The following is an 18,106-nucleotide window of genomic DNA, read 5'->3' as shown; positions in this document are numbered from 1 at the left end:
TGCTACGGTTCCTCAAGAGGGTTCGTTCCCACGGCAGTTCGCGCTGCCGGTGGACGGACCCGCCCCTGTGGAACAGACGAACAAGAGCGAGGTCCCCCCACATGACGTCCCCCCAGACGCCGGCCCCTCAGGTACCCGCCCCGGCCACCGACGAGCTCGCCGAACTGCGCGAGCGCTACCGCCGGGAGCGCGAACGGCGCGTGCGGCCCGACGGCCTCGGCCAGTACCTCGGCACCGACGCCGGCTTCGGCTTCTACGCCGCCGACCCGTACACGGACGGACCGGCCGACCGCGAGCCGGTGCGCGACACGGTCGACGTCGCCGTCATCGGCGGCGGCTTCGGCGGCGTCCTCGCCGGGGCGCGGCTGCGCCGGCAGGGCGTGGAACGCGTCCGCGTCCTCGACAAGGGCGGTGACTTCGGCGGAACCTGGTACTGGAACCGCTACCCGGGCATCCACTGCGACATCGAGTCCCACGTGTACCTGCCGATGCTCGACGAGACCGGCTACGTACCGGAGTGGAAGTACTCCCCGGGCGAGGAGATCCGGCAGCACGCGGTACGGATCGCGCGGCAGCACGACCTCTACGCCGACGCTCTGTTCTCCACCACCGTCACCGCGCTGACCTGGGAGGAGAGCTCCCGCGGCTGGATCGTGGAGACCGACCGCGGCGACAGCTTCCGGGCCCGGTACGTCATCACCGCCACCGGCACCATGAGCGAGCCGAAACTGCCCGGGATCCCCGGCATCGAGGACTTCGAGGGGCACACCTTCCACACCTCCCGCTGGGACTACGCCTACACCGGCGGCACCCCCCGGGGCGGTCTCACCGGGCTCGCGGACAAGCGCGTGGGCGTCGTCGGCACCGGCGCCACCGGCGTGCAGGTCATCCCGATGCTGGCCGAGGACGCCGCACACCTCTACGTCTTCCAGCGCACCCCCTCCACGGTGGACGTGCGCGCCAACCGCCGCACCACGGCCGGGGACGTCGGCGCGGACCGCGAGGGCTGGGCCCGGGCGCGCCGCGACAACTTCCTGCGCATCGTCTCCGGCGAGCCGTACCAGGAGGACCTGGTCGCGGACGCCTGGACGTCCTCGGCGGGCCTCCTGGAGAAACTGCTGCCGAGCTTCCGCCGCTCCGGCGACCGGGAGCAGTTCGAAGCCGCCTACGAGGCCGCCGACGCCGCCAAGATGAACGAGGTACGGGCCCGCGTCGGACGGACGGTCACCGACCCGGAGACGGCCGGGACACTCACCCCCTGGTACCGGTACGCCTGCAAGCGCCCCACCTTCTCCGACACCTACTACCAGGCCTTCAACCGCGCCAACGTCACCCTGGTCGACACCGCCGACACCCACGGCATCGAGCGCGTCACCGGGAACGGGGTCGTGGTGGCCGGCACCGAGTACGCACTCGACTGCCTGGTCTTCGCCACCGGGTTCTCCGTCGGCGTCTCCGGCGTCAGCTCCGGCCGGCTGCCCGTCCACGGCCGCGGCGGCACCCAGCTGCTCCACACCTGGGCCCGGCACGGCGTCCGCACCCTGCACGGCTTCACCAGCAACGGCTTCCCGAACCTGATCCACCTGGGGTCCCTGCAGAACGCCAGCAGCGTCAACTTCACGCACGTCCTGGACGAACAGGCCGTGCACGCCGCCGCACTCGTCGCTGCCGCCGAGGCCGAGGGCGCCCTCGTCGAACCGTCCCGCGAGGCGGAGGACGCCTGGATCGCCGTCCTGGCCGAAGGCGCCCCCGACCACGAGTGGTTCCACGCCGACTGCACCCCCGGCTACTACAACCGCGAAGGGGCCGGACGGCCGAACGGGCCGGCCGCCTACCCGCACGGCGCCATCGCCTTCCACGAACTCCTGCACCGCTGGCGCGAGGAGTCCCTGCACGAGGTGCTCGTCCGGGAGTAGTCCCCGCCGTCACGGCGGGCGGCGAGCACCGCGCCCGGCTGGGTGATCAGCGGTGGCGGGGGAGATCACCCGCTCATAGCTTCGGCTCATGAACAGACGACACATCGCGTATCTCGCATGCACCACCGCCATCGTGGCCGCGGGGCTGGGGGCCGCCCCGGCGGCCCAGCAGCCGACCGTCCACCGGGTACAGCCCGGGCAGTCGATCCAGAAGGCCGTCGACGCCGCGAAACCGGGGGACACCGTCCTCCTCGCGGCCGGCACCTACGAACAGAGCGTCGACATCACCACCTCGGACATCACCCTGCGCGGCCACGGCGCCAACCGCACCGTCCTGATGCCCGCCGAGGACGCCGGCAAGAGCGCCTGCGCCAAGGCGGGCAACGGCATCTGCGTCACCGGCACCGACGACAAGCCCCTCGAGGACGTCACCGTACGGTCCCTGACGGTGCGTGGATTCGCCAAGAACGGAGCGTGGGCCACCGGGACCGAAGACCTGAGGGTCCGCCACGTGAGCGCGGAGCGGAACGGCCAGTGGGGCATCGCCCAGGAACGCTCCGTACGCGGCGTCATCAGCCACAACCTCGCGCAGGACAACGGCGACGCCGGACTCTTCGTCGCCAACACCGTCGACACCGAGGAAGGCGCCCGGGACGCGGAGAAGACGGTGATCCGGCACAACAAGACCGAGGGCAACCGGGTCGGCGTCACCGTGCGGCGGCTGCGGAACCTCAGCGTCGACCACAACGAGGCCACCGGCAACTGCGCCGCCGTGTTCGTCGTGGGCGACGAGTCCACACCGCGCGCCGGCCACCTGGACGTCACCCACAACCACATCCACGGCAACAACAAGTACTGCGAGAAGACGCCGCGGCTGCCCTTCCTCCAGGGCTCCGGCATCGTCCTCACCGGCGTCGAGGAGACCCTGGTCGCCCACAACCGGGTCGAGGACAACAAGGGCACGTCCCCGCTGTCCGGCGGCATCGTCCTGTTCAAGAGCCTCGTCGGCACCCCCAGCGAGCGCAACGACATCCGCGACAACCTGGTGACCGGCAACAGCCCGGCCGACCTGGCCAACCGGGACACCGCCGAGACCAACACCTTCAGCCGCAACACCTGCACGCTCTCCGAGCCCGCCGGAATGTGCTGAGCCCCTCCGCCCCCACCGACTGCACGACAGCAGAAGCGAGGCAACGGATGACCACCGTTGATCCGGCTCCCCCGCCGCCCATGCGCCTGAGGGAGCTCGTATTCGGGGCGGCGTGCGCCGCCGCCGTACGCGCGGCCGTCCGGCTGGGCGTACCGGACGCCCTGGACGACAGCCCCATGACCGCCGACGACCTGGCGGCCGCGGTGAAGACCCAGCCGCACACCCTGCGGCGGCTGCTGCGCGCCCTGACCTGCCAGGGCGTCTTCGCCGAGAACCCCGACGGCACCTTCGAGCACACCGAGATGTCCCGGCTGCTGCGCGAGGACGACCCGCACAGCCTGCGCTACATCGCCCTGTGGTGCACCGAGCCGTGGACCTGGAACGTCTGGCCGCTGCTCGACGAGGCCGTGCGCTCCGGCCAGGGCGTCTTCGAGGACGTGTACGACCGGGAGTTCTTCACCTACCTCAACGAGTCCGCCCCCGAGTCCGCCCATGTGTTCAACCGCGCGATGACCACCTCCAGCGAGCAGTCCGCCCGGGACGTGGCCCTGCTGCTCGACCTGGACGACGCCTCCTCCGTCGTGGACATCGGCGGCGGCCAGGGCCATGTGCTGGCCAGCCTCCTGGAGAAGCACGCCCACCTGCACGGCACGCTGCTCGACCTTCCGGGCGTCGTCGAGAACGCCGACCCGCGGCTGCGGGAGGGCGGCGCGCTCGCCGGCCGGGCCGAGGTCGTGGCCGGCGACTGCCGCGAGGACGTGCCCGTCCGGGCCGACGTGTACATCATCAAGAACGTCCTGGAGTGGGACGACGACAGCACCCGCCGGGTGCTCGCGAACGTCCGCGCGGCGGCACCGCCCGGCGCCCGCGTCGTGGTCATCGAGAACCTCGTCGACGACACCCCGTCGATGCGGTTCACCACCGCCATGGACCTGCTGCTCCTCCTCAACGTCGGCGGTGCCAAGCACACCCGGCAGAGCATGGTCGACCGGCTGACCGGCGCGGGCCTGGTCATCGACGAGATCCGCCCGGTCAACGCGTACCTGCACGCCTTCGAGTGCACCGTCTCCGGCTGAACCCGGACCGACGCAACCCCGTGGCCGCCGGCTCCGCGACTGACGCGGAACCGGCGGCCACGGGGTTTCCGGGCGCCCGGCTCAGGAGCCGGCGCCGCGCTCCCAGCGGTAGAAGCACTGCGCCATGGCGTCCTTCGGGCCGCGCCAGGTGGCCGGGTCGTACGGGCTGACGTACGCCTCGAGCCGCTCGCTGATGCCGCGGAACTCGGGGTGCGAGGCCAGCCTGGCGATCGCGGGCGCCGGGTCCTGCTCGGCCTCGATGAGGTGCAGGTACACGTCGTCCCCGAACTGGAAGAGGCTGCGCCGGCTGACACCGACCAGGTGGGGGAGTTCACCCCGGTCGGAGGCGGCGAACACGTCGGCGATGTCCGGCGCCGAACCGGGCTTCATCCGGGCGACGATGAGGGCGTGGTGCATGGGGTGTCCTTCCCTGTCCTTCCGTGTCGTGCCGGGTCCGCCGGTCCCTCGTGGGCCGGCGCTCAGCGCGAGGACGCGACGGACGCGCTCTCGCTGTCGCGGGCGACCTGCTCGATCCGGTCCCGGATGAGGGCCATCTGCGTACGGGAGTTGCGGTTGATGTTGTCCGTCATCCAGTCGTCGTCGACCGGGGCGTCGGGCTTCATCGCGAAGTCCTGCGTCCAGCGCATCCGGACCCCGCCGGGCAGCTCCGCGTACTCCCACAGGATGTCCATGTGGGCGAACGGTCCCGTCTCGACCCGGCGGGCGCGCACGAGGCGCTTCTCGCGGTCCGGGGTGCGCTCCGACACCCAGCTCCACACCGTGCCGTTCTCGTCCGGGTGCATGGTCAGCCGGAACGTCGTCGTGTCGCCCTGCCGGGAGAGGACGTCCACGGACGCGTACTCGCTGAACAGCCGCGGCCAGTTCTCCAGGTCGTTGGTCATCTCCCACACGAGGTCCAGGGGAGCGTCGATGGTGATGCTGTTCTCGGTGTGTCCGGCCACTTTCAGGCTCCAGCCGTGAGGGTGCTGTTGATGAGGTTCAGGAACTCCCGGGGCGTCCTGCAGCGCTCCGAGTCGGGCGGCAGGGACTGGCCGTACCGGTTCTCCAGCTCGCCGACGATGCCGAGCAGACCGAGCGAGTCCAGACCGAAGGAGTCGAACGGGGACTCCGCGGCCTCCTTGAGCTCCCGGGGGTCGACGGTGATGCCGGCCGCCTGCTTCATCAGGGCGGACAGTTCGTCGAAGGTCACTTCGGTGGTGATCATGGGTGACTTCTCCTTCCCCGCCCGGGCCTACCGGGCGGAATCGTCACCGCGGCGCACGACCAGCGCCGCGTTGGAGCCCATCAGTCCCCTGCTGAGGACGAGGGCGGTGCGCAGCTCGGCGGGACGGGCGTGCGACATCACCAGATCGAGGTCGTGGCAGATGTCGAACACGTTGGGCGTGGGCGGCACCTGACCGTGTTCCATGGCGAGCACCGCCGCCACCGTGTCCAGCACGGGCGCCGCGCAGTAGGCGCGGCCGATGCCGGTCTTGGGCGCCGTCACCGGCACCCGCCGGCCGTGCGCGCCGAGGGCGTCGGCGATCGCCAGCGCCTCCGCGCGGTCCGCCTCGGGCACGCCCATGGCGTCGGCGAACACGACGTCGACCTCCTCCGGGGCGCAGCCCGCCTCGTCCAGGGCCCCGGTGATCGCGCGGGCGAGTCCTTCGCGGGACTCCGCCCAGCGGGAGGCCCCGGTGAACGTCGCGGCGTGGCCGGCCACGGTGGCCCGTACGGGCACCCCGCGCGACCGGGCCCGGTCCTCGTCCTCGACGACGAGCAGGGCGCCGCCCTCGGCGGGCACGAAACCGCACGCCTTCTCGGTGAACGGGCGGTAGGCGCGGTCGGGGTCGTCGAGGGTGCTCAGCTCCGGGTAACCGAGCTGGCACACCATCGAGTACGGGGCCAGCGGCGCCTCCGCCGCCCCCACGACCATGACGTCGGTGCCGCGCCGCACCGCCCGGGCGGCGTGCGCGAGGGAGTCCAGACCGCCCGCCTCGTCGCTCGCCACCACCCCGCACGGCCCCTTGAGGCCGCCGCGGATGGAGATCTGGCCGGTGCTCGCCGCGTAGAACCAGGCGATGGACTGGTACGGGCCGACGAACTTGGAGCCCTTGCCCCACAGTTTCTGCAGTTCGCGCTGGCCGAACTCACCGCCTCCGGAGCCGGCGGCGGTGACCACCCCGACGGAGAACGGCTCGGCGGGTTCCCCGCCGAGTCCGGCGTCGTCGAGGGCGAGGGCGGCGGCGGCCATCGCGAAGTGGCTGAACCGGTCGGTCTGCACCAGGAACCGGTCCTCGATGAGGGCCGCCGCGTCGAAGGACCGCACCTCGCCCGCCACGCGCAGCGGCAGGTGGTCACAGCCCTCACGGCTGATCAGGTCCAGTACGCCGAGGCCTTCGCGGACGGACTTCCAGTAGGCGTCGGTCCGCAGTCCGTTGGGCGCGACCACACCGATGCCGGTGACGGCCGCGCGCCCGGGGCGCCGATTGCTCATCGTGTCCTCCCGCCCGGCCCGGTCAGCAGCACCGCGGACTGGAAGCCGCCGAACCCGCTGCCGACGGAGAGCACGTTGTTCAGCTTCCGCGGGCGGGCGGTGCGCGGCACGTAGTCCAGGTCGCACTCCGGGTCGGGGGTCTCGTAGTTCGCCGTCGGCGGCACGACCTGGTGCTGCAGCGCGAGGACGCAGGCGACCACCTCGATCGCGCCGATCGCGCCCAGCGAGTGCCCCACCATCGACTTGATGGAGCTCATGGGCGTCTCATGGGCGTGCGCGCCGAGCGACCGCTTCACCGCGGCCGTCTCGTGCCGGTCGTTCTGCCGGGTGCCGGAGCCGTGCGCGTTGACGTAGTCGATCAGCGTGGGGTCGATACGGGCCTGGTCGAGCGTGGTGTCGATCGCCCGGGCCATCTCCAGTCCCTCACTGGTCAGACCGGTCATGTGGTAGGCGTTGCCGTAGGTGGCGTAGCCGCTGATCTCGCAGAGGATCTCCGCCCCCCGGGCCCTGGCGTGCTCGTACTCCTCGAGCACGAGGACCGCCGCGCCCTCGCCCATCACGAAGCCGTCGCGGTGGGCGTCGAAGGGCCGGGAGGCGTGCTCGGGGTCGTCGTTGTTCGGCGACGTCGCCTTGATGGCGTCGAAGCACGCCATCGTGATCGGTGAGATCGGCGAGTCCGAGGCCCCCGCGATGCAGACGTCGGCCCGGCCCTCGGTGATGGTGTGGAAGGCGTAGCCGACCGCGTCGAGGCCGGAGGTGCAGCCGGTGGAGACGGTCTGCACGGGGCCCCGGGCGCCGAACCGCTCGGCGACGACCGAGGCGAGGGTGCTCGGCGAGAACGCCAGGTGCAGCTTCGGCTCGGCCTGCCGGTGGTCCACGTCCCACCGCTGCCCGCGCTCGCTGACCCGCACGTAGTCGCTCTCCAGGCGGGTGGTGCCGCCGACCGCGCTGCCCAGCGACACCGCCGTGCGCCACGGGTCCAGGGCCTGGGTGTCCAACCCGGACTCCCGCACCGCCTCAGCGGCGGCGACCACGGCGAACTGGATGTAACGGTCGGCGTGTTGGCACAGATCCGCGTCCAGGCCGTGCGCGTAGGGGTCGAAGTCGCACTCGGCGGCTATGCGCGAGCGCAGGCCCGCCGGGTCGAACAGGGAGATGCCACGGGTCGCGGTGCGGCCGGCTGCCAGCAGATCCCAGAACGCCGTCGCTCCGATGCCGCCGGGAGCGACCACACCTATACCGGTGACGGCCACTCGCCGGGTCATTTTATGGCCTCGCTCGGCTCGGCCGGCCGGCCGAGCTCGGGCCCGCCGACCGTCAACTGCGGCCCGGCGACGGCGCTTTCGGTCTCCTCGGTGTCGACATGGCCGAGGCTCGGGTGCGGGGCGAGCGGGCCCAGGTGGAACACCATGCGGGCCTCCCGGTCGCCGACGTTGCGGAAACGGTGCCGCATGTCGATCGGGATCATCAGCCCCTGGTCGGCGCGGAGCGCGAACGGCTCACCGTCCAGGTCGACTTCGAGCGCGCCGCTGACCACGTACACGAACTCCTCGGAGTACGGGTGGTAGTGCTCGCCGATGCGCTCGCCGGGCTTGATGATGGCCAGCCCCATGAATCCGCTGGTGGAACCCACGGTGGCCGGAGTGAGCAGGGTCCTGAGGTCGCCCCCGCGCCGTCGGTTGGGTTCCGTCTCGCTCAGGTCCACGATGTGTGGATGCTGCTTGGACATGGTTGATACCTCCGGTGTGCCGGTGACGTCCGGGCGGAGCCGCCGCGGACGTCACCGCGGTCGGCCGTCAGGAATCCGCAGAGGTGCGGTCGGTGACGGGCAGCATGTCGGCGTGCGCCAGCAGCCGGTTGAGGTTGCGCTCCGAGTCGAGGGACCCCTCGACGCCGATCGCGGCGCCGTCCAGGAGCCGCTCCAGTTCCGCCGCCTTGCCCGGCCCCTTGATGCCGAGGGCGGCGAGCGGGTCCAGGTCGAGTTCGCCGGTGACGTCGACGAGACGCACCACGATGTCGTCCCGCTGGAAGACGGTGCTCGCGAACACCGGGCAGCCGGGGTCGCCGGCCGCGGACTCGTCCTGGTCGGCGAGGAACCGGGCCAGGTCCGTGCCGCGGCCCTCGACGGCGGGGTAGTACAGCGCGTGCCGCCGCAGTCCGGCCGGTTCCGGCCGGCCGGCCGTCACATGGTGGACGGCGGGGAGCGCGGCCCGGGTGAAGAACAGCCGCGCGGACTCGGGGTCGGTGAGGTCCCGGTCCTGCTCCAGATAGGGGTTGATGGCCTCCTCGACCGCCCGCACCTCCGGCTGCCGGGCGACGTGGCGCAGCGCGGCCAGCAGGTCGCCCTCCACCTCCACGGCCCGCACCACACGGTTGCCGTGCATGAACAGCGAGGTGCGGCGCAGCCGCGTGGTGTCGTCGACCTGCGCCCTGGGCGACTCGTAGGTGGCCAGGTGCTCGGCGACCTTGGACTCGGAGCCGGGCTTGACGGTGAAGGTGAGGGCGTGGCGCGCGACACCGTCGCCCACCCGGGCGGCCGTCTGGAGCCCGGCGGCGGCCTCGGGGGTGAGCGGCCGGTCGGGGTGGGTCTCGCGCAGGACGCTGTAGCGCATCGACCGGGTGTCGCGGACGCAGCTGTGCATCGGCCGGACGGTCTCGACGTGCTCCTCGCTGTTCACCCAGGCGAGGAACGGCGGGGCGCTCTCCCACTCGCTGGTGATGAGCCACTGCGAGGGGTTCTCGATCGACTGGCACAGCTGGTCACTGAGGTGACCGGGCACGGCCGCGACCTTGTTGCGCATGTGCTCGTAGGCGTCGAGGAACTGCTCCTGGGCTCCTTCGTACAGGTCGAGCAGCAGGATCACCCGCAGCCTGGACCCGTCGAATGCGGACTGCGATATGCGTCCCGACATGGTCATCCGGCGTACCTCTCCTCTTCTTTCGCGAGGCCCTCGCAGGGGGCCTCTGGCGAAAAGCTCTTCACGGAAGGTCAGGAACGACCGCCGTGTCCGATGGGCCGGGGTCGCCATGTGTCGATGGTCGGCGCGCCTCCCGGAGCGCGCGAGCGACACGGCGCACCTGGGTGAACCGCGCGCCATCCGGGTGCCGCCGGGACGCGAACCGGTCCGCACCGGGCATGGAATGTGCGTCCTGTTCCCCAGGCCCGTGCGGCCGACGCTGGAGGCGTTTCAATGAACCGATCGGACACGGCCGGCGAGGCGGTTCACCGCACGCCCGTCCTCATCGTCGGCGGCTCCCTGGTGGGGCTGTCCATGTCCCTGTTCCTGGGCCGGCTCTCCGTGCCGCACACCCTCGTGGAACGCCACGCGGGCACGTCGATCCACCCGCGCGGGCGGGGCAACAACGTGCGCACGATGGAGCTGTTCCGCACCGCGGGGGTGGACGGGCGCATCGCCGAGGCGGCGTCGGTGCTGGCGGACAACCACGGCATCCTGCAGACGCCGAGCCTGGTGGGCGACGCCGGTGAGTGGCTGTTCCGGGAGATCGACCCCGGTGGCGGGCTCGCCCGGTTCAGCCCGGCCGGCTGGTGCCTGTGCAGCCAGAACGACCTCGAACCGGTCCTGCTCGGGAGCGCCCGCGAACTCGGCGGGGACCTGCGGTACGGCACCGAGATGATGTCGTTCGAGCAGGACCCCGACGGGGTGACGGCGCGGCTCAAGAGCCGGGACACGGGCGAGCACACCACCGTGCGGGCCGACTACCTCGTCGCCGCGGACGGCCCGCGCAGCCCCGTCCGCGAGCGGCTCGGCATCGGGCAGAACGGCCCCGGAGACCTGTTCCACAACGTCAGCGTCACCTTCACCTCCCGGGACCTCGCCGGTGTCGTCGGCGACCGCAGGTTCATCGTCTGCTACCTCACCAGCCCCGACGCCGACGGAGCGCTGCTCCCGGTCGACAACCGTGAACACTGGGTGTTCCACGCCCCCTGGCACCCCGAACACGGCGAAACACTCGAGGAGTTCACCGACGAGCGGTGCGTGGCCCACATCCGGCGGGCCGTCGGCGTACCGGACCTGGACGTGACGATCACCGGCCGGGCCGCCTGGCACGCCGCCGAGCGGGTCGCCGAACGGTACGCCGGCGGCAGGGTGTTCCTGGCCGGCGACTCCGCCCACGAGATGTCGCCCACCGGGGCGTTCGGCTCCAACACCGGCATCCAGGACGCCCACAACCTCGCCTGGAAGCTGGCGGCCGTGCTGGACGGCTGGGCGGGGCCCGCCCTGCTCGACACCTACGACGCCGAACGCCGGCCCGTCGCGGAGGCGACCAGCGCCCGCGCCTCGTCCCGCTCGGTGGAGCACAGCCACCCCGGGTACACGCCGGCCGAGGGGGCCGGGGGACCGGGCCGCAGGAGCGGCATCCTCAACGTGGCGCTGGGCTACCGCTATCCGCGCGGCGCGGTCCTGGGCGGCGACCCCGCGGCGCCGGTCGTCCCCGACGCGCTCGCGCTGACCGGCGAGCCCGGCACCCGCGCCCCCCACCTGTGGCTGGACCGCGCCGGCACCCGGATCTCCACGCTCGACCTGTACGAGCGCTCACTGGTCCTCCTCGCCGCGGAGACCAGCCCCTGGAGGACCGCGGCGGCCGAGGTCGCGGCCGGGCTCGCCGTACCGCTCGACGCGTACGGTCTCGGCGACGGCCCCACCGCCGACCTGACCCCCGCCCCCGGCACGGACTGGGCCGGGGCCCACGGCATCACCGAGGACGGCGCGGTCCTGATCCGCCCCGACGGCTTCGTCGCCTGGCGCCACGAGATCCACTCGACCGACCCGGCGAAAACCCTGCGGGAGGCGATCGGCGTTCTCGTCTCCCGTCCCTGAACCCCACCCGGCGGTGCGGGGCCGGCACGGGGCCCGGGTGACGAAGGCCCGGCGGGAGGCGATCGGCGCTCGCGTCTTCCGTCCCTGAGCCCCGTCCGGCGGCCCGGGATCGTTCCCGTCCGGCGTCCGGCGGGTCCGGAAGGCGGTCGCTCCGTACAGACGGCGCGAGGCCCGGAGGGACCCCTCGCGGTCCGGTGGTCAGGGGCCTCCGATGCCGCCCTGCCGGCCCCGCTCCGACTTGGCCAGATGTTGTTCGTAGCGCTGCACCGCGGGGCCGTCGACGTCCCAGGGCCAGGGTGTGACCATGCCCTGGAGCGCCTGGAAGACGGGGTGCGCGTCGGCGGCGCGGCCGGCCGCGCACAAGGCGTACGCCAGCACGTTCAGGTCGGCGGCCGCCGCCGCGTGCTGGAAGAACCCCGGCTTCGCCCAGAGCGCGGCCGCCTGCTCCAGCGCCGCCGCGATCTGCCCGCCCTCCCACAGCTGACCGGCCGTCATCGCCCGTACGCCGCCCTGCGCCAGCAGTCCCTGGTACTGGCGGACGGCCGCGGTCAACTCCACCGCCGCGCAGGGCGCGTTGGCCGGGATGCGGGTACGTACCGCGTCGACGAAGTCGAGTACGGACGCGCTGGAACCGCCTCCCTCCGGCGACAGGTACGCGAGCATCTGCAGATACGCCTCACGGTGCCAGCGGTCGCGTCCCGTGGCCTCCCGCCAGACGGCGTTGACGTCGTTCCTGGCGTACCGCTCGATGCGTGACACGCCCAGCAGCACCACCCACGGCAGCGGGTCGTCCGGGTTGAGTTCCGAGGCCCGGCGGCACTGGGAGACCAACTCCCCGGCGTCCTCCAGGTGCCCGTCCCGCAGCCCGCGCGCCAGCCCGGACCTGGCGTGGAACACCAGCGCGTCGGCGCTGTCCGGCTCCCGGCCCAGCCAGGCGGCCGCCACCCCGGTGTCGACCGCCGCCTCCGCCAGTACGGACATCCGGTGGCCGCGGCGGTCCCAGTCGTCACCGGTCTGCTCCAGCAAAGAGGCGACGAGCGTCACGTCGGCCGACTTCGCGCTCCCGCCCCGCTTGCTCAACTTCCCCAATACGCGGGCGAGTTCGGCGTCGTCGAGGGCCAATGCGATACGAGGGCGTCTGCTGGTGCGACCACTGAAGAGGGACATGCCCGAAGACTAGGAACTCCGGGTGCCCCGGCAACCCGTACGGGGCGATCGTTATCGATCTGGCCCTTACCGCCGGTCAGGCGGGCAGACCGGGGCGGGGCCGGACATCTCGTCGGCCCCGCCCCGTCGTTGCGCCCGTGCGGCGGCTGTGCGCGCTCCCGGATCAGGCCTTCGGGGCCGGATACGTCGGGTACTCCACGCCCGAGACGTACTGGACGACCCGGACGACCTGGCAGGAGTAGCCGAACTCGTTGTCGTACCAGAGGTACAGGATGGCGTTGTCGCCCTCGACCTTCAGCGCTCCGGCGTCGACGATCGAGGCGTGCCGCGAGCCGATGAAGTCGCTGGAGACCGCGTCCGGCGCGCTGATGAAGTCGATCTGGCGCTTCAGCGGCGAGGTCAGCGACACGTTGCGCAGGTGGTCGAGGACCTCCTGGCGGTCGGTCGCGCGGCCCAGCTGGAGGTTGAGGATCGCGATCGACACATCCGGTACGGGGACCCGGATCGAGCTGCCGGTGATGGTCGCGTCTAGGTCGGGCAGCGCCTTGGCGACGGCCGAGGCGGCACCCGTCTCGGTGATCACCATGTTCAGCGGCGCCGAACGGCCGCGGCGCTCCGACTTGTGGTAATTGTCCAGCAGGTTCTGGTCGTTGGTGAACGAGTGGACCGTCTCCACGTGCCCGCGCAGCACCCCGTACTCGTCCGCCATCGCCTTCAGCGGCGGCACGATCGCGTTGGTGGTGCAGGACGCGCAGGACAGGATCCGCTCGTCCGGCTTGAGGGTGTCGTGGTTGACGCCGTGCACGACGTTGGGCACGTCGCCCTTGCCGGGCGCGGTCAGCACCACCTTGTCGACACCGGGGCGCAGGTGCAGCGAGAGCCCCTCGCGGTCGCGCCACTTGCCGGTGTTGTCGATCAGGATGGCGTTCTTGATGCCGTACGCCGTGTAGTCGATCTCCGTCGGGTCGTTCGCGTAGATCACCTTCACGGTGTTGCCGTTGGCGACGATCGTGCTGTTCGCCTCGTCGACGGTGATGGTGCCCTGGAACTGGCCGTGCACGGAGTCCCGGCGCAGCAGCGAGGCCCGCTTGACGATGTCCTGCTCGCCGCCCCGGCGGACCACGATCGCGCGCAGCCGCAGCCCGTTGCCGGAGCCCGACTTCTCGATGAGCAGCCGGGCCAGCAGACGGCCGATGCGGCCGAAGCCGTAGAGGACGACGTCACGCGGCTCGCGGCGGTCGATCTTGTTGGCGCCGGTCGCCCCGGCGACGGCCTCCGCGGTGAACTCCTCCACCGACTGACCCCGGTCGTCGGCCCGGTAGGCCTCGGCGAGCAGGCCGATGTCGATCTGGGACGGGCCGAGGTCGAGCGTGGTGAGCGCCCGCAGGAAGGGCAGCGTCTCGGTGACCGACAGCTCCTCGCCGGCGATCTGCCGGGCGAAGCGGTGGGTCTTGAGGATGCTGACCACCGACTTGTTCACCAAGGAGCGGCTGTGCAGCAGGACGGTCACGTCCCGCTCGCGGTGCAGCTTCCCGATGATCGGGATCATCGACTCCGCGATCTCCTCGCGGTGCTTCCAATTCGTGAACGAGTCTTCGTTGACAGTCACAGGATCATCTTTCGAGCTAGAGGGTGCTCATATGATAGCCGTGCTGGCAGGGCGGTCCCGAGGGGGTCTCCGCGGGCCGTCACGGCACCGGAATTCGCAGGGTTGCGCGACATTCGAGCGGGTACGCGTGCAGCACCGTGCCCGGGCCGGATCTTGTCCCGGGCGGGCCGCTCGACCGCCGCTACCAGGGGAAGCCGTCATGGAGACACCCGCGCACGAGAACAACGCCCCCACGCCCGCCCAGCGGGCCCTGGACACCCTGTCCGAGAGCCCCGAGAACGCCGAGAACGCGGCCGCGCTGGACGCCCTCGCCAACAGCCACGTACTGATCCCGGTGCCCGACGACGCGGGCGACGAGGAGGCCGCCGACCCGGGCGCCGTGGCACTGCCCGTGCTGGAGCAGCCGGGCGGCGACCAGGTGGTGCCCGTGTTCACCTCCGAGCTGGAGATGGCGGGGCTGCTGCCGTTCGTCTCCCGCTACCGCCTGGTCCCGCTCGGCGCGCTGGCCGCCCAGTGGCCGGCCGACGACCTCTCCCTGACCATCGACGGCAGCTCCGACCACCGTCTCACCCTCACCTCGGAGGGAGTACGCACCCTGCTGGCCCGCCCGTGATCCCCACCGGGCCGGCCCGGCAGGCCGCGGCCGGCAGCGGGTGGGTCGTCGAAGCCGCCGCGGGCTGGTTCCGTCACAGGTGACACCCGCGCCCCGGGGTCGGTCGTGATGGTGAACGTCCTTGTTTCGCAGGGGCGTTGGGCTCGTGGCAAGGTGTCGGCAGTCCGAGACACGAAGGCCCCGGGCGCGGCACAGTGGTAGCGCGCCGGCGTGCGGAAGCCCGGCGCGGAGGTGTACGAGATGCTGAGGACTCCCGCCGACGGGACACGGCTGCGCATCCTGGCGTGGCTCAGCGAACCCGCAGTCGCCGAGCGCGGTCTCACCGCGGACGACATCGCCGCCGGGCTCGGCGTGCCCCACCCGGTCGCCCTGAGCCATCTCCGGCTGCTCACGGCCCTCGGCCTGCTGCGCACCTCCGCCGACCCGCCGCGCTACCGGCGCGACGAGGTGCGGATCGCCGAGGTGGCGCAGCTCTTCGGCAAGGGCTGGTAGCGCACCCGGCCGCGTGTTCCACGGCGCCGGCCGGCCGTTACGCTGATCCCGAGCGAGTGGGAGACGTACGACGGTGACAGCCCCGGAAACCGATGGCCCTCGGGCCCGGCCCGGCATCCGTGCCCAGGCGCCCGTCCTCGCCGCGGTCGCCCTCGGCGGGGCGGCCGGAGCCACGGCCCGTTACGCCGCTTCCCTCTGGCGGCCGACGCCGGCGGGCGCGTTCCCCTGGACGGTCCTCGCGGTCAACGCCGCCGGCTGCGCCGCCATCGGCGTCCTCATGGTGATCCTCACCGAGGTCCGCACCGCCCACCCCCTCGCCCGTCCCTTCCTCGGCACCGGTGTCCTCGGCGGCTTCACCACCTTCTCCGCCTACGCCCTGGACGTCCGCGACCTGCTGACCGGCGGCCACCCGGGCGTGGGCCTGGCCTGTCTCGCGGTGACCCCGGCCGCGGCCCTCGCCGCCGTGTGGGCGGCCACCGCGGCGACGCGCCGGGTTCTCGTCGGGACGCACCCATGACCCGGCCGACCGGCACCGTCCTGCGCCCGGCGGGGTCCGCACCGTGAACTGGCTGTACGTGGTGCTGGGCGCCATGGTCGGCGCCCCGCTGCGTCATCTCACCGACCGCGCGGTGCAGGCCCGGCACGACTCGCCGTTCCCCTGGGGGACCTTCACCGTCAACGTCACCGGTTCCCTGGTCCTCGGCCTCCTCACCGGGGCGGCCGCCGCGGGCGCCGCCGGCTCGGAGCTCCGGCTGTTCCTCGGGACCGGCCTCTGCGGCGCCCTGACCACCTACTCCACCTTCTCCTACGAGACCCTCCGGCTGGCCCGGACCGGTGCCCGCGGCCGGGCGGCCCTGAACGTCGTCGCCACCGTGGCGGCCGGGCTGCTCGCGGTCTTCGCGGGCGCGGCCCTGGCCGACGCGGTGTGGTCCTGACCCCGCGCCCCGCGTCGGGACCCGCTCCGCCTTGACAGCGCGCGCGCTCCGCCCTCACGATCGGCTCGTGAACCTGTCAGACAGCCAGACAGGTGGTGCGGGCCCGCGGCGCGTCAGCGCGATGGAAGCGGTGCTCTCCCACCTGCGCGGCGCCATAGAACGCGGCGAGTACGCGATCGGCGACAAGCTGCCCTCCGAGGCGGAGCTGTGCCGCACCCTCGAGGTGTCCCGGCCCGTGCTGCGCGAGTCCCTGCGGGCCCTGCAGACGATGGGCCTGACGGTCTCCAGGACCGGCCGGGGCACCTTCGTGGTGGCCGACGCCGTGGGGGACCCCACCTTCGGCGACTACGCGGCCGGCGACCTGATGGAGGTCCGCCGGCACGTCGAGATTCCCGTCGCGGGGTACGCCGCCCGGCGCCGCACCCCGGAGAACCTGGACCGTCTGGCGCATCTCCTGGACCGGATGGAACGGGAGACGGACACCACCGCGTGGGCGGCCATGGACACCCTGTTCCATCTCGCCGTCGCCGAGGCCGCCCAGAACCCGGTGTTCCGCCGGGTCATCGAGGAGATCAGGGACGCGCTGGCCCGCCAGTCCGCGTTCCTCAACGAACTCGGCGGCCGGCGCGAGCAGTCCGGCCGGGAGCACCGGGCGATCCTCGAGGCACTGTCCGCCGGCTCGGAGCGGGACGCCGTCGAGGCCATGACCCACCATCTCGACCGTGTCGAGACCACCCTCACCGACATCGTGCGCTCGGCACCGGCCCACGAACGACCCCAGGCAGTGTGATGTACAGCAGTCTCCCCGCGGAAGCACCCCCGGTCCGCGAGCCCTTCCACGCCCCCGTCGCCCACCTGGTACGCGGCGGCGTCGTCGAGGGCGTGCACTACGGCTCCGTCGTCGTCCTCGACGCCGACGGCGACGTCCGCTTCCGGCTCGGCGACATCGAGGCGGCCTGCTATCCGCGCTCCGCCCTCAAGCCCGTCCAGGCCGTGGCCATGGTCCGCGCGGGGCTCCCGCTGGAGGGCGGCCTGCTGTCGCTCGCCGCGGCCAGCCACTCCGGCGAGGAACGCCACCTGACCGGCGCCCGGCGCATCCTGGAGCTGGCCGGACTGACCGAGGACGACCTGCGCAACGTCCCCGACCTGCCGTTCGACCCGGTCGTCCGGGACACCTGGGTGCGCGAGGGCCGCCCGCCGTCCCGGCTCGCGCAGAACTGCTCCGGCAAGCACGCCGCCATGCTGTACACGGCCAAGCTGAACGGCTGGTCCCTCGACGACTACCTGGACCCGGCCCACCCCCTCCAGCAGGCGATCGCCGAGATCGCCGAGGACCTCACCGGGCAGCGCGTCGGCACGGTCACGGTCGACGGCTGCGGCGCGCCCTTGTTCGCGGTCTCGCTGCACGGTCTGGCCGTCGCCGCCGCACGGCTCACCACCGCCGCGCCCGGCACCCCCGAGGCCCGCGTCGCCGACGCGATGCGTGAGCACGCCGAGATGGCCTCCGGCTCCGGCCGGGACGTGGCCGCGCTGATGCGGGCCGTTCCCGGCCTGCTCAGCAAGGACGGCTTCGAGGGCGTGCAGGTCGCCGCCCTGCCCGACGGCCGCGCCGTCGCCGTGAAGATCGCCGACGGTGCGTCCCGGGCGCGCGTCCCGGTGACCGCGGCGGCGCTGGCGCTGGCGGGGGTGGACGCGTCGCCGCTCGCGGAGTTCACGGGAGAGCAGGTGCTCGGCGGCGGGCGGCCGGTCGGCGGGATACGGCCGGTGCCGGCACTGCATCCGGTGGTGGCACCGGCCTGCGCCTGACACG

General features: G+C 72.5%; 19 protein-coding genes. 10 read left to right on the top strand and 9 right to left on the bottom strand.

Going from position 1 to position 18,106, the window contains the following annotated elements; genetic code table 11:
- The first annotated feature begins 101 nt into the window (after positions 1-101).
- From ACZ434_RS22685 to ACZ434_RS22675, 3 genes are all read left to right on the top strand, one after another.
- Positions 102-1,916: a flavin-containing monooxygenase gene (locus tag ACZ434_RS22685; RefSeq protein ID WP_468458585.1), complete on the top strand. Its 1,815-nt coding sequence runs from the start codon at positions 102-104 to the stop codon at positions 1,914-1,916.
- Positions 1,917-2,004: 88 nt separating this feature from the next.
- Positions 2,005-3,066 (top strand): right-handed parallel beta-helix repeat-containing protein, encoded by a 1,062-nt coding sequence (locus ACZ434_RS22680; protein ID WP_468458583.1) that lies wholly within the window; start codon positions 2,005-2,007, stop codon positions 3,064-3,066.
- Between the two features lie 47 nt (positions 3,067-3,113).
- Positions 3,114-4,142 (top strand): methyltransferase, encoded by a 1,029-nt coding sequence (locus ACZ434_RS22675; RefSeq protein ID WP_468458581.1) that lies wholly within the window; start codon positions 3,114-3,116, stop codon positions 4,140-4,142.
- Between the two features lie 81 nt (positions 4,143-4,223).
- On the opposite strand, the gene ACZ434_RS22670 is transcribed toward ACZ434_RS22675, so the two are convergent.
- From ACZ434_RS22670 to ACZ434_RS22640, 7 genes are all read right to left on the bottom strand, one after another.
- The gene (locus ACZ434_RS22670; RefSeq protein WP_468458579.1) at positions 4,224-4,559 is read right to left on the bottom strand and encodes a TcmI family type II polyketide cyclase; all 336 of its coding nucleotides are present in this window, start codon (positions 4,557-4,559) and stop codon (positions 4,224-4,226) included.
- 62 nt (positions 4,560-4,621) lie between these two features.
- Positions 4,622-5,104, bottom strand: a complete 483-nt coding sequence (locus tag ACZ434_RS22665; protein WP_468458577.1) for an SRPBCC family protein — start codon at positions 5,102-5,104, stop codon at positions 4,622-4,624.
- 2 nt (positions 5,105-5,106) lie between these two features.
- A complete protein-coding gene (locus ACZ434_RS22660; protein ID WP_360407950.1) occupies positions 5,107-5,367 on the bottom strand; it encodes an acyl carrier protein in 261 nt (86 codons plus the stop codon).
- A gap of 27 nt (positions 5,368-5,394) precedes the next feature.
- The gene (locus tag ACZ434_RS22655) at positions 5,395-6,639 is read right to left on the bottom strand and encodes a ketosynthase chain-length factor (protein ID WP_468458574.1); all 1,245 of its coding nucleotides are present in this window, start codon (positions 6,637-6,639) and stop codon (positions 5,395-5,397) included.
- Positions 6,636-7,904, bottom strand: a complete 1,269-nt coding sequence (locus tag ACZ434_RS22650; RefSeq protein WP_468458572.1) for a beta-ketoacyl-[acyl-carrier-protein] synthase family protein — start codon at positions 7,902-7,904, stop codon at positions 6,636-6,638. The genes ACZ434_RS22655 and ACZ434_RS22650 overlap by 4 nt, the downstream gene beginning before the upstream one ends.
- Positions 7,901-8,368, bottom strand: coding sequence for a cupin domain-containing protein (locus tag ACZ434_RS22645; RefSeq protein ID WP_468458570.1), 468 nt, complete (start codon positions 8,366-8,368; stop codon positions 7,901-7,903). The genes ACZ434_RS22650 and ACZ434_RS22645 overlap by 4 nt, the downstream gene beginning before the upstream one ends.
- A 67-nt stretch (positions 8,369-8,435) precedes the next feature.
- On the bottom strand, positions 8,436-9,557 hold the full coding sequence (locus tag ACZ434_RS22640; protein ID WP_468458568.1) for a SchA/CurD-like domain-containing protein: 1,122 nt from the start codon (positions 9,555-9,557) through the stop codon (positions 8,436-8,438).
- Between the two features lie 273 nt (positions 9,558-9,830).
- On the opposite strand from ACZ434_RS22640, the gene ACZ434_RS22635 reads away from it, so the two are divergent.
- Positions 9,831-11,480: an FAD-dependent oxidoreductase gene (locus tag ACZ434_RS22635; protein ID WP_468458566.1), complete on the top strand. Its 1,650-nt coding sequence runs from the start codon at positions 9,831-9,833 to the stop codon at positions 11,478-11,480.
- Between the two features lie 198 nt (positions 11,481-11,678).
- Here ACZ434_RS22635 and ACZ434_RS22630 read toward each other — a convergent pair whose 3' ends face one another.
- Together ACZ434_RS22630 and ACZ434_RS22625 are read right to left on the bottom strand one after the other, a co-directional pair.
- Complete coding sequence (locus tag ACZ434_RS22630) at positions 11,679-12,647, bottom strand: hypothetical protein (RefSeq protein ID WP_468458564.1); 969 nt, start codon at positions 12,645-12,647, stop codon at positions 11,679-11,681.
- A gap of 163 nt (positions 12,648-12,810) precedes the next feature.
- The gene (locus ACZ434_RS22625) at positions 12,811-14,256 is read right to left on the bottom strand and encodes a glyceraldehyde-3-phosphate dehydrogenase (RefSeq protein ID WP_468458562.1); all 1,446 of its coding nucleotides are present in this window, start codon (positions 14,254-14,256) and stop codon (positions 12,811-12,813) included.
- A gap of 199 nt (positions 14,257-14,455) precedes the next feature.
- Between ACZ434_RS22625 and ACZ434_RS22620 the strand changes: the two genes are divergently transcribed.
- From ACZ434_RS22620 to ACZ434_RS22595, 6 genes are all read left to right on the top strand, one after another.
- Positions 14,456-14,869, top strand: a complete 414-nt coding sequence (locus ACZ434_RS22620) for an SseB family protein (RefSeq protein WP_468458560.1) — start codon at positions 14,456-14,458, stop codon at positions 14,867-14,869.
- Between the two features lie 240 nt (positions 14,870-15,109).
- A complete protein-coding gene (locus ACZ434_RS22615; RefSeq protein WP_468458705.1) occupies positions 15,110-15,361 on the top strand; it encodes a helix-turn-helix domain-containing protein in 252 nt (83 codons plus the stop codon).
- Between the two features lie 73 nt (positions 15,362-15,434).
- Positions 15,435-15,878: a fluoride efflux transporter FluC gene (locus ACZ434_RS22610; protein WP_468458558.1), complete on the top strand. Its 444-nt coding sequence runs from the start codon at positions 15,435-15,437 to the stop codon at positions 15,876-15,878.
- A 43-nt stretch (positions 15,879-15,921) separates the two neighbouring features.
- Positions 15,922-16,296, top strand: coding sequence for a fluoride efflux transporter CrcB (gene crcB / locus ACZ434_RS22605; RefSeq protein ID WP_468458557.1), 375 nt, complete (start codon positions 15,922-15,924; stop codon positions 16,294-16,296).
- Positions 16,297-16,363: 67 nt separating this feature from the next.
- On the top strand, positions 16,364-17,086 hold the full coding sequence (locus tag ACZ434_RS22600; protein ID WP_468458556.1) for a FadR/GntR family transcriptional regulator: 723 nt from the start codon (positions 16,364-16,366) through the stop codon (positions 17,084-17,086).
- The gene (locus ACZ434_RS22595; protein ID WP_468458554.1) at positions 17,086-18,102 is read left to right on the top strand and encodes an asparaginase; all 1,017 of its coding nucleotides are present in this window, start codon (positions 17,086-17,088) and stop codon (positions 18,100-18,102) included. Before ACZ434_RS22600 ends, ACZ434_RS22595 begins: the two co-directional genes overlap by 1 nt.
- Positions 18,103-18,106: the final 4 nt, after the last annotated feature.

The sequence above is a fragment of the Streptomyces sp. NPDC030893 genome, assembly GCF_055571535.1.
Note: the sequence above shows the minus strand (reverse complement) of the source record. Positions and strands in the feature narration are given on the sequence as shown.